Origin of the sequence: Nocardia sp. NPDC058480, from assembly GCF_042720495.1 — a bacterium.
In the GTDB taxonomy this organism is placed as follows: domain Bacteria; phylum Actinomycetota; class Actinomycetes; order Mycobacteriales; family Mycobacteriaceae; genus Nocardia.
The window spans coordinates 988,467-1,002,361 of sequence record NZ_JBHXMN010000001.1; the positions used below are offsets into that span (position 1 = coordinate 988,467).

The window sequence follows — 13,895 nt, forward strand, 5'->3', positions numbered from 1 at the left end:
CCGATTCGATCGGTCCGGCGGGCCCGACCTCTCCTGGTCGGTCGATCACCAGGCCCTGGTGGTCTTTCCTTCTCGGGCGATGCCGCCGTGGTGGCCTGGTGATCAGTCGTCCAGCATGTCAGTCGCGCCAGACCTGGCTCGCTACGCGGGCGAAGTTGCCGCCGAAGACGGCTTCGCGCTCGGCGGCGGTGAATCCACGGTCGGCGAGCAGCTCGTCCAGACCGGGCACGTCGGATTCGCCGAGGAGGTCCTCGGGTGGGGTCCACTGGAGTGGGCCCCATTTCGTGTAGGAATCGGAGAACGCGCCGGGGTTGTCGCGGATCTCGTCGTTGAATTCCTGACCGTCGAACGAGTAGTCCGACCCGATTCCGATGTGGTCGATTCCCACCAGGTCGACGCCGTATCGGATGTGGTCAGCCATCGCCGCGACCCGTTCGGCGCGCCCGGCGGGCTCGTTGCGGCCGACGAAGATGCCGACGCCGTTGATACCGATCACCCCACCGGTGGCGGCACACGCCAGCGCTTGCTCATCGGTGATATTGCGCGGGTGTTCCCACAGCACGGCGAAATTGGAATGGCTGTAGATCATCGGGACCGAGGTGTGGGTGGAGAGATCGAGACCGGTGCGGCGCGAGCAGTGCGAGCCGTCGGCGAACATGCCGACCTCGTTCAGCTTGCGCACCAGGTCTTTTCCGTAGCCGGTCAGCCCGGTGTCGTCGATATCGAGGCAACCGCAGCCGGCCGCGTTGGCATGGTTGTAGGTGGGCAGTAGCGAACGAACGCCGAGGTCGTAGAACAGTTCCACGTTGTCGAGATCACCGTCGAGCGGCCCGGAGTCCTCGAGGTCGAAGGCCAGCGAGATCACCTCTGGTGCCCCGATATCGCTCACCCGATCGACCAGCCGGAACCGCGGATCCGCCCCCGCGTGGTCCCGGAACTGGTGCAGCAACGCCAGCGAATCGTCCTTGGTCTGTGCCGAGTACCCGACGTTCACCGACAGATACGACCCCAGCGGGTACCGAGCCAGGTCCGCGACCCGGGCCGTGTGGTGCAACGGCAGACAGCAGTGCTGCTCCCACAGGAACACATCCACCTCCGGTTGATTCGTGACCTGTGATCGTACGTTTCGCAGCGCATTCGACGCCGGACCGACGCTAACGCGATGTCTGATCCGGCCGATAAATCGATACTGCGCCCCTACTCCAAGGCCCTGATCTAAGGCGGTGCGACATGCGTCGCTTCCTCATCCTCCTCGCCGCATTCGCTGCCTGCGTCGGCCTATCGACCCTGCCCGCGGCCGCCACCCCGTCCTACTGCGGACTCGTCTGGGGCTCACAGGACAAATCGAATCCGACCTACTCGCCGGCCACCCTCACCAACGTGCGAGCAGGCCGTCACGAGTGCTTCGACCGCATGGTCGTCGACCTGGCGGGCCCGTCGGCGGGCTACCTGGTGCGATATGTCGACACCGTCACCGAGGACGGCTCCGGCGCCTCTGTCCCCTTGCGCGGCGGCGCGTTCCTCCAGGTGACGGTCAACGCGCCGGCCTACGACGACGCGGGCGACATGACGTATCGCCCCACCGACCGCACCGAACTCACGAATGTCAGCGGCTATCAAACGTTGCGCCAGATTGCCTGGGCGGTCTCGTTCGAAGGCCAGTCCACGATCGGCCTCGGCGTCCGCGCCCGCCTCCCCTTCCGCGTGAGCACCCTCGATAACCCCACTCGGGTGGTCATCGACGTCGCCCACTACTGGTGATTCACCAACCCTGCCGCTCCGGGCGCGAACCGATCAGCTCATCGGGCTTGGCGCTCGACCGCGAGCGGTAGACGACATAGGGCCGGTAGAAGTAGCTGAACGGTGCGCTGAAGGCGTGCACGAGCCGGGTGAACGGCCAGAGCGCGAACAAGATCAAGGCGACCGTCACGTGGATGTGGAACGACAGCGGCGCCTGCGCCATCAAGTCACCACGCGGCTGCAGAATCCAGATCGAACGGAACCACGGCGACACCGTTTCCCGGTAGTTGTGTTCGGGCCCGATCGCGCCGGAACCGAGCAAGGTGGTCGCCAGCCCGGTGATCAACGCGCAGACCAGGACCAGGTACATGAGCTTGTCGTTGAGGGTGGTCGCGGTGAAGACCGGACCGTTGCGGCGGCGACGATAGATCAGCAACACGATGCCGGTGAGGGTGGCCACGCCCGCGATGCTGCCGAGTGCGATGGCTTGGATGTGATAAACGTGCTGGCTCATGCCGATGGCGTCGGTCCAGGATTCCGGGATGACCAGCCCGATGATGTGGCCGACGATCACCACCATCATCCCGTAGTGGAACAGCGGACTGCCGATGCGCAGCAGTCTGGACTCGTAGAGCTGTGAGGACCGGGTGGTCCAGCCGAACTTGTCGTATCGGTAGCGCCACCAGGTGCCGACGATCAGGATCGCCAGACTCACGTACGGGACGATGTCCCAGTAGATCTCACCCGCCGACACATCGTTGGCTGCCATATCACCGAAGTCCTTTCGCTACAGCGGGTTCCCGGCCTTGCGCGGTGCGGCGCGGTGGCACGGTGAGGGTGAACGGGGCAAGCCCCACCGATTCGGCCGCCGGTCCCGTGTCGACCAGCCTGCGGGCCCAGCCGAGATCCTGTTCGGTCGCCGGCGGCAGGGTCGCGATTACCGCGGACAGCACCGGGGCGTAGAGCGAATCCTCTTCTGACAGTGCGAGTCCGATCGCGTGGATCGCCCGCCGATACGCGGTGAGCAGGGCGGCACCGGCGACAGGGTCCACGGTGGCCGCGAACTCGAGCACGACGGGTAGATGGTCGGCGACCTCGCCGCTCGGCGGCTCCACGCCTGCGCCGCGGTATGCCTCGGAGAAGGCGAGCATCGCCGTGCCACGATTGCGCGTATCACCGTCGGTCCAGTACGTGAGCAGCAGCGTTGCCCGCCTGCGCAGGTCGAATGTCTCGGTGAACTGTTGTGCCGCGGCTACTTCGGAGAGCGAACCCAGTTCGGTCGCCACCCGGAGCAACGGTTCGGCCTGCTCGCGCGGCAGGTGGGCGCACAGTTGCGCGACGAGTTCGAGTCGCGTTCGGTGTTCGCTGTCGGGATAGGCCAGCAGCAGCGAGGCCGCCTGCCACACCAGTCGCTGTTCGGCGGCGCGCCGGGCCGCGCGAGGGCGCATCATGTGCGGCCGCCCGGGAACATGCCCTCCGGTGCGCCCTTGCCGTCCCAGTTCAGCAGATTGACCCGAGAGCCGTTGCCCGCGGCGGTGGATTCACTGGTCTGGCGCTGTTTGAGCGCGTGGAATGTCTCCACCGCGACCGGCACCGGTTTGCCGCTGGTCTCGCCGAAGGGACCCGAAACCTGTTCGTACATCCCGGGTCCGCCATCGAAGTCGAGGGCACAGTCGGCCACGGATTCCTCAAGCTGATGCCCCTGATCGGCATAGGCCGAGGGAATCACGTACCGGTCTTCGATTTTCGCCAGCGCCAACAGCCGGTACATCTCGTACATCTTTTCCTCGGTCATCCCGACGGCCGCGGGAATATCGGCTCGCGGCTCACGTCCGAGGTTGATATCGCGCATATACGACCGCATCGCGGCCAGCTTGCGCAAAACCACCGCCACCGCTTCGGTATCCCCCGCGGTGAACAGTCCGGCCAAGTACTCCAGGGGAATTCGCAACGATTCGAGTGCACCGAATAGGTTGCCCGCATCCTCGCCGTCGTGCCCGTCCCGGCTGACCGCGTCGACCACCGGCGACAGCGGCGGGACGTACCACACCATCGGCATCGTCCGGTATTCCGGATGCAGTGGGAGCGCCACCCGGAAGTCCTTGATCAGCGCGTGAATCGGGGACCGTTGTGCCGCCTCGATCCAGCTGTCCGGAATGCCGGAGGCACGCGCTCCCGCGACAACGTCCGGATCGGCGGGATCGAGCAGCACGTTCACCTGCGCCTCGTACAGATCGCGCTCATCGGCGACGGCGGCAGCGTCGAGCACCTTGTCCACGTCGTAGAAGATCAGCCCGATATACCGCAACCGGCCGACGCAGGTCTCCGCGCAGACCGTCGGCAAGCCGACCTCGACCCGCGGATAGCAGAAGGTACATTTCTCGGCCTTGCCGGTCTTGTGGTTGAAATACACCTTCTTGTACGGACATCCGGAGATGCACATCCGCCAGCCACGGCACTTGTCCTGGTCGACGAGCACGATTCCGTCCTCGGTGCGCTTGTACATCGCGCCGGAAGGACAGGACGCGACGCATGCCGGATTGAGGCAGTGCTCGCAGATACGCGGCAGGTAGAACATGAAGGTCTGTTCGAGATCGGCCTTCACCTTCTCGCTCACCTTCGCCAGCACCGGGTCACCGGGGAGGATCTCGGGCGAACCGGCCAGATCGTCGTCCCAGTTGGCCGAGCCCTTGATCATCATCGGCGCGCCGGTGAGCAGGCTACGCGGTGCGGCTACCGGAACCTGGTCGCTCAGTGGGGCATTGGTCAAGTTCTCGTAGTCGTAGGTCCAGGGCTCGTAGTAGTCCTCGATCGAGGGCATCTTCGGATTGGCGAAGATATTGGCGAGCTTGCTGAAACGGTCGCCGCCGAGCAAGCGCAACCGGCCGTTCTTCATAGTCCAGCCGCCGCGCCACTTCTCCTGATCCTCATAGGTGCGCGGATAGCCCTGTCCCGGCCGGGTTTCCACATTGTTGAACCACACGTATTCGGTGCCGGTGCGGTTGGTCCACGCCTGTTTGCAGGTCACCGAACAGGTGTGGCAGCCGATGCACTTGTCCAGGTTCATCACCATCGCCAACTGCGCCATGACTTTCATCAGTACGTCACCTCCTGGCTGCGGCGACGGACCACGGTGACTTCGTCGCGCTGATTTCCGGTCGGGCCGAGATAGTTGAACGCGAACGAGGTCTGGGCGTAGCCACCCGCCAGATGCGTCGGTTTGATCAGCAACTGAGTGAGCGAATTGTGAATGCCACCACGGGTTCCGGTGGTCTCCGACAGCGGGACATCGATGGTGCGTTCCTGCGCGTGGTACACGTACACCACACCGTCGGGCATGCGCTGGGACACGATCGACCGGCAGACCAGCACACCGTTGCGGTTCACCGCCTCGACCCATTCGTTGTCGCGCACGCCGATCTTCGCCGCGTCGCCGGGGCTCATCCACATCGTCGGGCCGCCGCGCGAGAGCGACAGCATCAGCAGGTTGTCCTGGTATTCGGAGTGGATCGACCACTTCGAATGCGGGGTCAGATAGCGCAGGGTCAGCCCGACACCGTCGCGGGTTTCCCCGATTCCGGGTTCGCCGAACAGTTTTCCCATATCCAGCGGCGGGCGGTAGATCGGCAGCGCCTCGCCGAGTTCCTCCAGCCAATCGTGGTCGACGTAGAAATGCATGCGACCGGTGAGCGTGTGAAAAGGCTTGAGGAATTCGATGTTCTGGGTGAACGGCGCGTAGCGGCGCCCACCGGTTTCGCTGCCCGACCACTCCGGACTGGTGATCACCGGAACCGGCCGGGATTGGGTCTCCGCGAACGTGATTCGACGTTCCTCGCTACCCTCGGCCAACTCCACCATGTGGCGCCCGGTGCGCCGGTCCAGTTCCTCGAACCCCGCCACCGCGAGCCGGCCGTTGGACGTGCCCGACAGCATGAGAATGGTCTCGGCCATCTTCTCGGCCGTCTCCAACGCCGGACGGCCTGCTGCCACACCGGAATTCATCACGCCGTGCAGCCGGCCCAGCTCGACGACTTCCTGATCGGGGAACACGGTGATGCCCTTGGTTGTCAGACCCGCCTTCTCGACCAGCGGGCCGAGTGCCGCCCATTTCTCCGCGATGGCGGCGTAATCCCGCTCGACCACCGCCAGTGGACCCATCGTTTTACCCGGCACCGGAACATCGCCGGTGTCCTGCCAATTCGACTGGGTGCCATGGGGATAGGCCATCGCGCCGGGGGTGTCGTGCTGCAATGTGCCGAGCACGACATCGGTGCGGGTGCCCAGGTGCACCGCCGCCATCGCCGAGAACGCGCGGGCGATCGTGGCGAACGCGTCGAAATCGGACCTGGTTTCCCACGGTGGGTCGATGGCCGGGGTGAAAGCGTTCATGAAGGGGTGCATATCGGTGCTGGACAGGTCGGCCTTCTCGTACCAGGTGGCCGCGGGCAGCACGACATCGGAGAACAGGGTGGTCGAGGTCATCCGGAAGTCGATCGACATCAGCAGGTCGAGCTTGCCCTCCGGCACCGGATCGGGCGAGACCACATCCACGGGACGCTGCCCCGCCTCGGCCAGCGTGTTGCGCACATTCGAACCGGTACCGAGCAGATGCTTCAGGAAGTACTCGTTGCCCTTGGACGAGGAGCCGAGCAGATTCGACCGCCACACGCTCAGCACCCGCGGCCAGTTCTTCGGACTGTCCGGATCCTGGACCGCGAATCGCAGTTTGCCGCTGTGCAATTGGTCGACGGTGTAGGCCACCGGGTCGATGCCCGCGGCGGCCGCCTCGTCGGCCAGGTCCAGCGAGGAACGGTCGAACTGGGGATAGAACGGCGTCCAGCCCATCGCCACGGCCGAGCTCATCACGTCCATGGTGTGCTTGCCGCGGAACAGGCCGCGACCGGTCGGCGCGGCGAGCACATCGGCGCGGTAGCCGTCGTAGCGCCACTGGTCGGTGTGCGCGTACCAGTACGAGGTGCCCGCCATCAGGCGCGGCGGGCGCGACCAGTCGGTGCCCATCGCGACGGTGGACCAGCCGGTCACCGGCCTGCACTTCTCCTGCCCGACATAGTGGGCCCAGCCGCCGCCGTTGCGGCCCATCGAACCGGTGAGCAGCAGCATCGCCAGAATCGCGCGGTAGGTGGCGTCGCCGTGGAACCACTGGCAGATCCCCGCGCCCATGATGATCATGCTGCGGCCACCGGAATCGACGGCGTTGTCGGCGAATTCGCGGGCGATCCGGATCACCTGCGCGCCCGAGACGCCGGTGATCGGTTCCTGCCAGGCGGGGGTGTAGAGCGAACCGGGATCGTCGTAGCCGCTGGGCCATTGCCCCGGCAGGCCCGGCCGCGCCACACCGTACTGGGCGAGCATGAGGTCGAAGACCGTGCAGACCGGACGGCCGGCGACCATCCGCACCGGCACCCCACGATCGATCGTCTCGCCGTGGCCGTCGACGGTGTCGAAGCGCGGCATCGTCACCACCACCGACCGCCCGTCGCCCGTATCGGCCACGGTCAGCGCGGGTTGCAGATCACCGAGGTCGAGGTTCCATTTCCCGACACCTTCCTGCCCGAACCGGAAGCCCAGCGAGCCGTGCGGTACCGCGGGCTCGCCGGTGACGCTGTCGATGAGCACTGGCTTGAAGGCGGCGTTCTCGGCGCTGGAGCCGAGTTCGGCGGCGGTGAGATTCTTGCCGGGAACCAGGCGTCCGTCGCGTTCGATCAGGCTGACCAGAAAGGGCAGATCGGTGAACTGCCGGACGTAGTCGACGAAGAACGGCTCCCGTGCGCGCACGAAGTAGTCGGTGAGGATGACGTGGCCCATCGCCATCGCCATCGCGCCGTCGGTACCCGCCGCGCACGGCATCCATTCGTCGGCGAATTTGGTGTTGTCGGCGTAGTCGGGGCTGACCGTGACGACCTTGGTACCGCGGTAGCGCACCTCGGCCATCCAGTGGGCGTCCGGCGTGCGCGTCACCGGCACATTGGATCCCCACATCATCAGATAGGAGGCGTCCCACCAGTCACCCGACTCCGGCACATCGGTCTGGTCACCGAAGACCTGCGGCGAGGCCACCGGCAGGTCGGCGTACCAGTCGTAGAACGAGGTCATCACCCCGCCGATCATCTCGACGAACCGCGACCCCGCCGCGAAGGACACCATCGACATAGCCGGGATGGGTGAGAACCCGGCCACCCGGTCCGGGCCGTATTCGGCGATGGTGTGCACGTGCGCCGCGGCGATCATCTCGACCGCCTCGTCCCAGCTCACCCGCACCAAACCGCCCATGCCCCTGGCCTTTTGATAGGCGCGGCGCCGATCCGGATCGGCTTGCAGGTCGGCCCAGGCCAGGACGGGATCGCCGAGCCGCCGTTTGGCTTCGCGATACATCTCGACCAGCACACCGCGCGCGTACGGGTAGCGCACCCGCGTCGGCGAGTAGGTGTACCAGGAGAAGGCGGCCCCACGAGGACAGCCACGCGGCTCGTAATCCGGCCGGTCGGGGCCTGCCGAGGGGTAGTCGATGTCCTGGGTCTCCCAGGTGATGATGCCGTCTTTGACGTAGACCTTCCACGAACACGACCCGGTGCAGTTCACACCGTGGGTCGAGCGCACCACCTTGTCGTGACTCCACCGGTTGCGATAGAAGATGTCGCCCTCGCGACCGCCGGAACGGGAGATAGTGCGCAGATCAGCGGATTCGACACCGGGGGTGAAGAACCGGCCGCTGCGCACCAACAGGTCTTCGACGGGTCCGCCGATCCGCGCTCGAGATGCCACTGTTCATTTCTCCTTCGACGAGGTCCGATCCGATCAGGGATGGCGCGGGGAGCACCGCTACTCGACGGCGTGCAGCTTGAACACGGTGTAGGCCAGCGCGGCCAACGCGGTCGCGGCCAGCAGCAGCAGGCCGACGGCGTAGCTGTTGCTCGCTTCGTTGTAGGTCATGCCCATGATCAGCGGCGGGAAGTAGCCGCCGAGCCCGCCCGCGGCCGACACGACGCCGGTGACGCTGCCGACGCTCTGCGCGGGTGTTCGCCGCGCCACCCAGGCGAACACGCCACCGGTGCCGACCCCGAGGAACAGCGCCAGGGTGATGAACGTGGCCGCCGAGGCGACATCGGCAGGCGGCTTGAACGAGGCCACCACCGCCATCACCGCGGTGCCTGCCAGCGAGACGATCACGATGTATTTCGGCGCGATGCGGTCCGAGAGCGCGCCACCGATCGGGCGCGCGATCACGGCGGCGAGCGCGAAGGCCGCGGTGCGGCTGCCCGCGTCGACCGCGGAGAAGCCGTAGATGACCTTGATGTAGGTCGGCAGATACGAGCTGAAGGCGACGAACCCACCGAACACCACCGCGTAGAGGAACGACATCTCCCAGGTGACACCCAGCTTCATCGCGGCGCGCAGCTTGGGCAGCACCGGTTCGGTGTTCGGGGTGAAATCCGGCGAGTTCCGCATGAACAGGATGCACAGCACCGCGGTCACCGCGAGCGCGGCCGCCACGATCAGGTGAGTGGGCAGCAGCCCGAACCAGCGGACGAACCGGGGCGTGAAGAACGCCGACACCGCGGTGCCGACCATGCCCGCGCCGAACACGCCGGTCGCGAAGCCGCGCCGGGCAGGCACGTACCAGGAGTTCGCGAACGGGATGCCGACGGCGAAGATGGTGCCGGGGATGCCGAGCAGGAAGGCGAACACCAGCATCAGCGGGTAGGACTCGATGCTGCCCGCGATGCCGACCGCGACAACCGGCACGATCGAGGCCAGCGAGACCGCGATGAACATGGTTCGGCCGCCGATGCGGTCGGTGAGCGCGCCGGACACGATCCGGCCGAGCGAGCCGACGAGAATCGGCATCGCCACCATGATCGAGGCCGCCATGCTGCTGAGCGCCATCTTGTCGGCGTAGTTCGGCGAGAGCGGGCCGATGAGGTTCCACGCCCAGAAGTTGATGGCCGAAACCCAGGTGGCCAGGGCGAGATTGAGGGTCGGGGACCCGTTGCGTACCGCTGCCTGTAGCGAGGTCACCAACCCAGGAGAACACACTCCCCCGAACCTGACCGGACAACACGCAACAAGATGGCAACCATCGAATGTTCTACCGCTACCTGTGCATAGACAACACGGAAACCACGTACAGACCGCTGACAACCCCCAGCAGCAAACCATCGACTACCACGGGTGTGAATGCGGTCGGCCACATCGGCAACAATGTGGGGATGAGCGGCGTTGAGCGATGCGTGACCGATTCCTATCTCTGGCTCGAGGACGTGACCGACGAGGGCGCGCTGGACTGGGCGCGCGCCCGCAACGAGGTGGTGGGCCACCGGTTCGCCGCCACCGACCGATTCGCCGATATGGAGCGTCGTGTACTGGCGATGCTCGACGACGACACCAAGATCGCCTACCCAGGCAGGCGGGGTCCGTGGCTGTACAACTTCTGGCGTGATGCGCAGCATCAACGCGGACTGTGGCGGCGCACGACGTTCGAGTCCTACGCCACCGATGCGCCCGAGTGGGATGTGCTGATCGATGTCGACGCGCTGGCCGAGGCCGACGGGGAGAACTGGGTGTGGTCGGGTGCCGCGGTGCTGCGGCCCTCGCAGGAGCGCGCCATCATCCACCTGTCCCGCGGTGGTGCCGACGCAGGCGTCGAGCGCGAATTCGACTTGCTCACCAGGCAATTCATCGCCCCGGAGGACGGTGGGTTCTCCTTGCCGGAGGCCAAGTCGCGAATCGGCTGGATCGACGCCGACACCGTCTACGTCGGCACCGATTTCGGACCCGGATCGCTCACCGACTCCGGATACCCGCGCATCGCCAAGCGCTGGCGACGTGGCACGGAATTGTCCACAGCCGAAACGGTGTACGAGGGTAAGCCGAGCGATGTGTCGATCAGCGCCGGGTACGACCGCCACCCCGGCTACGAGCGCCACTACCTGCACCGGTCGACGGACTTCTTCAACAGTGAGGTGTCGCTGCTCGACAATGCCGAATGGCGCCTCATCGAAACCCCCACCGACGCGGACGTCGACTGGTACCGCGACTGGCTGCTGGTGCGCCTGAAGACCGAATGGACACCGGCCGACACCACCTACGCTCCCGGCAGCCTGCTGGTCACCGACCTGAACGACTTCCTCGCCGGCTCGCGGGAGTTCGAGGTTCTCTTCGCCCCCGACCCGCACACCTCGCTGGAATCGTGGGGATGGACCGAGAACCACCTGATCCTGACCACTCTGCACGATGTGCAGACCGGATTCCGGGTGCTCACTCCCGGCCCGGACGGGTGGACGACCAGCACGCTCACCGACTCCCCCGCGATGTCGTCCACCTCGGTCAACAACCTCGACCCGCTAGAGGGCGGCGACGAATTCATGCTCACCACCACCGGTTTCACCACGCCGACCACGCTGCTCAGCAGCGCCATCGGCGAAACCGCGGTGACCTTGAAGCAGGCGCCCGGCTACTTCGATGCCACCGGCATCGAGACCGAGCAGTTCTTCGCCACCTCCGACGACGGAACCGCGGTGCCCTACTTCGTGATTCGGCATCGTGACCGCCGCGGCACGCCGGGCCCGACGATCATGAACGGATACGGCGGCTTCGAAATCTCCAAGACCCCCACCTATCTCGGCTCCGCGGGCATGAACTGGCTCGAACGCGGCGGCACCTACGTGATGACCAATATCCGCGGCGGCGGCGAGTACGGACCCGAATGGCACACTGCCGCACTGAAAGAGCACCGGCACCGCGCCTTCGAAGACTTCGCCGCGATCGCCCGCGACCTGGTCACCCGCGGCATCACCACTCCTGACCGGCTCGGCGCGATCGGCGGCAGCAATGGTGGGCTGCTGATGGGCGTGATGCTCACTCGCTATCCGGAACTGTTCGGCGCCATCGTCTGCCAGGTGCCGCTGCTGGATATGAAGCGTTACCACCTGCTGCTGGCCGGTGCGTCGTGGGTCGCCGAATACGGCGACCCGGACAAGCCGGAGGAATGGGCCTACATCAGCGAGTATTCGCCGTATCAGAACACCGACACCGGCAAGCAGTACCCGCCGATCCTGCTCGCCACTTCCACCCGCGACGACCGGGTGCATCCCGGTCATGCGCGAAAGATGGCCGCGCTGCTGGAGTCTCAGGATCGCACCGTCTGGTACTACGAGAACATCGAGGGTGGTCACGGCGGTGCCGCCGACAACAAGCAGTCGGCGTACCTGTCCGCGCTGGTCTACGAGTTCTTCATCCAGATGCTGATCGAGGGCCGCCGCTCGGCCTGAGCCTGCGCGGTCGTCGCCGGATCAGCGGTCGCGCAACCACTTCTCCACCGCGTCAACGGTGGAGTCCGGATTGGTGATCCAGCCGATGTGCCCCAGGGCCTCCGGCTGGAACCACCGGGTGATCTGCGCACCGGTCAGCTTGCCGAGCAGGTGGTCGGCGGAGGTCTGTGGGGCCATGTCGTCACCGGCGACGGTGATCGACAGGACCGGGAACTTCAGCCGCGACATCCGCTCGTCGTAGTCGATATCGGCGCCGACGGGCACGAAGCGCCCGGTGCGCGCCAGCCTGGCCCAATCCGACATGAGCACTTTGGACTGCCTGCCGTACGCGCGCTTGCCGAGCAGGTCCCCCGGCCAGAACCCGGCCAGGTTCGACGCGACCGCCACCGCGGCGGTACCGACCAGCACACCCGGACCGAGAACACCGCGAAACCCCCGGAAGTACGGGGTGCCGGAAGCGACCAGGATCAGGCCCCCGAGCCTGCCGCGCACCCGAGCCGCGTACATCGCCGAGAGCTGCCCGCCCATGCTGTGGCCGAGCAGGTACGGCGTGCTGGCCGGGAACCGGTTGCGCACCGCGGCCAGGATCGCCGGAAAGTCCACCGAGACCAATTCTTGGTAGCCGTACGAACTTCCGGCATCAGGACGAGGTGTGCTCGCACCCTGACCACGCAGTTCGCCGATGGCGACGTCGAATCCGCAGGCGGCCAGCCGGTGTCCGAAATACTCGTAGTACTCCCCCGGCACGGCCAGGCCGGGCACGATGACCACGACCGGGCGTGGCGCGTCGGCGGTGACCGGATGCCGGTGTACACCGGTGGCCGGAATGAGCCGGACCGGCAGGGTGCTGCCGTCGGGTACCTGGATCGGGACGATCTCGACCCGCGCCATCAAGCCCCGACCGCGCCCAGGATCACCCGGCTCAGCACCTTGATCACCTCGTCGAGCGGAGGGCGCGGGTCGCTGCCGCTCCAGCCGTCGACGACATAGTTCACCGCGCCGATGATCGCGAGCACCCGCAGTTCGTAGTCGCCGGACGGGATTTCACCGTGCATGGCCGCGTCCTCGGCGGCACTGGCCAGCAACGACCCCCACACGCGACGCAGCTCCAGGCGGAACTTCTCGACCTTGGGGCCCGCGCCGACCACTTCGACCAGCGCCACCCGCGCCTTGCGGGGATCGTTGCCGATCGACTCGACGTATGCCCGCACGGCCGCGTCGATCTGCTCAAGCACGGTCGCCTCGGACTTGTCCTCGAGCGCCCTGGCTACCGCCTCACGCGAATGCCGGTCGATCTGCTCGTACAACTCCAGCAGCAGCGATTCGCGGCCGGTGAACTCCTCGTAGAACTGCCGAGACGATAGCCCCGCGTCCTTACAGATGGCACCGACCGAGCTGTTGGCATACCCGTCGCGCGCGAAGACCGTCAGGCCTGACTCCAGAAAACGCGCACGCCGCTGGCGTTGCCGGTCCTCTACGGGTTGCCCGGCATACATTCGTCCCGTATTCGCATCCTGTGACATTGTCGCTGACAATACCTAAGGGCCTGATCCCCTCGTCATGGATCAGGCCCTTAGGCTGCCCTTTCGGCCAACCGCGCGTTAGCCGAAAGTTGGCTACTGCCGTATCAGTTCCCGGAGGCCTGCGCAGAACCGGTGCTCATCGAGCTGGTGAGCAGGCCGAGCAGCAGGGTCAGAATGTTGCCGTCGCTGCTGTCGTCAGTGATGTTGTAAAGCATGTGTCACTCCAAGTCGATGTTTTGTGACTTCGTTGTCACGGGCCATTTGCCGTCTCGGACGATACCCAGACACAATGTGAAGTGGAGGTGTTTTAAAGGAATTTTGTAGAATTTTTTGGCAAAGGACA

10 protein-coding genes are annotated in these 13,895 nt (G+C 65.9%); 2 read left to right on the forward strand and 8 right to left on the reverse strand.

All coding sequences use genetic code 11. The annotated features are described in order from the left end of the window. Positions 1–118: 118 nt before the first annotated feature. Positions 119–1,093 (reverse strand): dipeptidase, encoded by a 975-nt coding sequence (locus ACFWO8_RS04570; RefSeq protein WP_378941891.1) that lies wholly within the window; start codon positions 1,091–1,093, stop codon positions 119–121. 137 nt (positions 1,094–1,230) lie between these two features. Between ACFWO8_RS04570 and ACFWO8_RS04575 the strand changes: the two genes are divergently transcribed. Next, positions 1,231–1,761: a hypothetical protein gene (locus ACFWO8_RS04575; RefSeq protein WP_378941896.1), complete on the forward strand. Its 531-nt coding sequence runs from the start codon at positions 1,231–1,233 to the stop codon at positions 1,759–1,761. Position 1,762: 1 nt separating this feature from the next. Here the strand turns inward: ACFWO8_RS04575 and narI are convergent, their stop codons facing one another. The 5 genes from narI to ACFWO8_RS04600 are packed head-to-tail and all read right to left on the reverse strand — an operon-like array spanning position 1,763 to position 9,777. Next, positions 1,763–2,494 (reverse strand): respiratory nitrate reductase subunit gamma, encoded by a 732-nt coding sequence (gene narI / locus ACFWO8_RS04580; protein WP_378943213.1) that lies wholly within the window; start codon positions 2,492–2,494, stop codon positions 1,763–1,765. A gap of 16 nt (positions 2,495–2,510) precedes the next feature. Then, on the reverse strand, positions 2,511–3,191 hold the full coding sequence (narJ, locus tag ACFWO8_RS04585) for a nitrate reductase molybdenum cofactor assembly chaperone (RefSeq protein WP_378941900.1): 681 nt from the start codon (positions 3,189–3,191) through the stop codon (positions 2,511–2,513). After that, positions 3,188–4,837 carry a nitrate reductase subunit beta gene (gene narH / locus ACFWO8_RS04590; RefSeq protein ID WP_378941907.1) on the reverse strand — a complete coding sequence of 550 codons (1,650 nt, stop codon included), beginning with the start codon at positions 4,835–4,837 and terminating at the stop codon, positions 3,188–3,190. The genes narJ and narH overlap by 4 nt, the downstream gene beginning before the upstream one ends. Beyond that, positions 4,837–8,523 carry a nitrate reductase subunit alpha gene (locus ACFWO8_RS04595; protein WP_378941911.1) on the reverse strand — a complete coding sequence of 1,229 codons (3,687 nt, stop codon included), beginning with the start codon at positions 8,521–8,523 and terminating at the stop codon, positions 4,837–4,839. The genes narH and ACFWO8_RS04595 overlap by 1 nt, the downstream gene beginning before the upstream one ends. Positions 8,524–8,580: 57 nt before the next feature. Continuing rightward, a complete protein-coding gene (locus ACFWO8_RS04600; RefSeq protein WP_378941916.1) occupies positions 8,581–9,777 on the reverse strand; it encodes an MFS transporter in 1,197 nt (398 codons plus the stop codon). Positions 9,778–9,968: 191 nt separating this feature from the next. On the opposite strand from ACFWO8_RS04600, the gene ACFWO8_RS04605 reads away from it, so the two are divergent. Beyond that, positions 9,969–12,029: a prolyl oligopeptidase family protein gene (locus ACFWO8_RS04605; protein WP_378941921.1), complete on the forward strand. Its 2,061-nt coding sequence runs from the start codon at positions 9,969–9,971 to the stop codon at positions 12,027–12,029. Positions 12,030–12,050: 21 nt separating this feature from the next. On the opposite strand, the gene ACFWO8_RS04610 is transcribed toward ACFWO8_RS04605, so the two are convergent. Continuing rightward, entirely contained in the window at positions 12,051–12,920 is an 870-nt protein-coding gene (locus ACFWO8_RS04610; protein WP_378941925.1) for an alpha/beta fold hydrolase, read from the reverse strand. Beyond that, entirely contained in the window at positions 12,920–13,552 is a 633-nt protein-coding gene (locus tag ACFWO8_RS04615; RefSeq protein WP_378941934.1) for a TetR/AcrR family transcriptional regulator, read from the reverse strand. The genes ACFWO8_RS04610 and ACFWO8_RS04615 overlap by 1 nt, the downstream gene beginning before the upstream one ends. Between the last annotated feature and the right edge of the window lie 343 nt (positions 13,553–13,895).

Bases quoted from the DNA above. Each gene is read 5' to 3' on its own strand.
- ACFWO8_RS04575 (WP_378941896.1), top strand. From the start codon at position 1,231: ATGCGTCGCTTCCTCATCCTCCTCGCCGCATTCGCTGCCTGCGTCGGC.
- narJ (WP_378941900.1), bottom strand. From the start codon at position 3,191: ATGATGCGCCCTCGCGCGGCCCGGCGCGCCGCCGAACAGCGACTGGTG.
- narH (WP_378941907.1), bottom strand. From the start codon at position 4,837: ATGAAAGTCATGGCGCAGTTGGCGATGGTGATGAACCTGGACAAGTGC.
- ACFWO8_RS04605 (WP_378941921.1), top strand. From the start codon at position 9,969: ATGAGCGGCGTTGAGCGATGCGTGACCGATTCCTATCTCTGGCTCGAG.
- ACFWO8_RS04610 (WP_378941925.1), bottom strand. From the start codon at position 12,920: ATGGCGCGGGTCGAGATCGTCCCGATCCAGGTACCCGACGGCAGCACC.
- ACFWO8_RS04615 (WP_378941934.1), bottom strand. From the start codon at position 13,552: ATGTCACAGGATGCGAATACGGGACGAATGTATGCCGGGCAACCCGTA.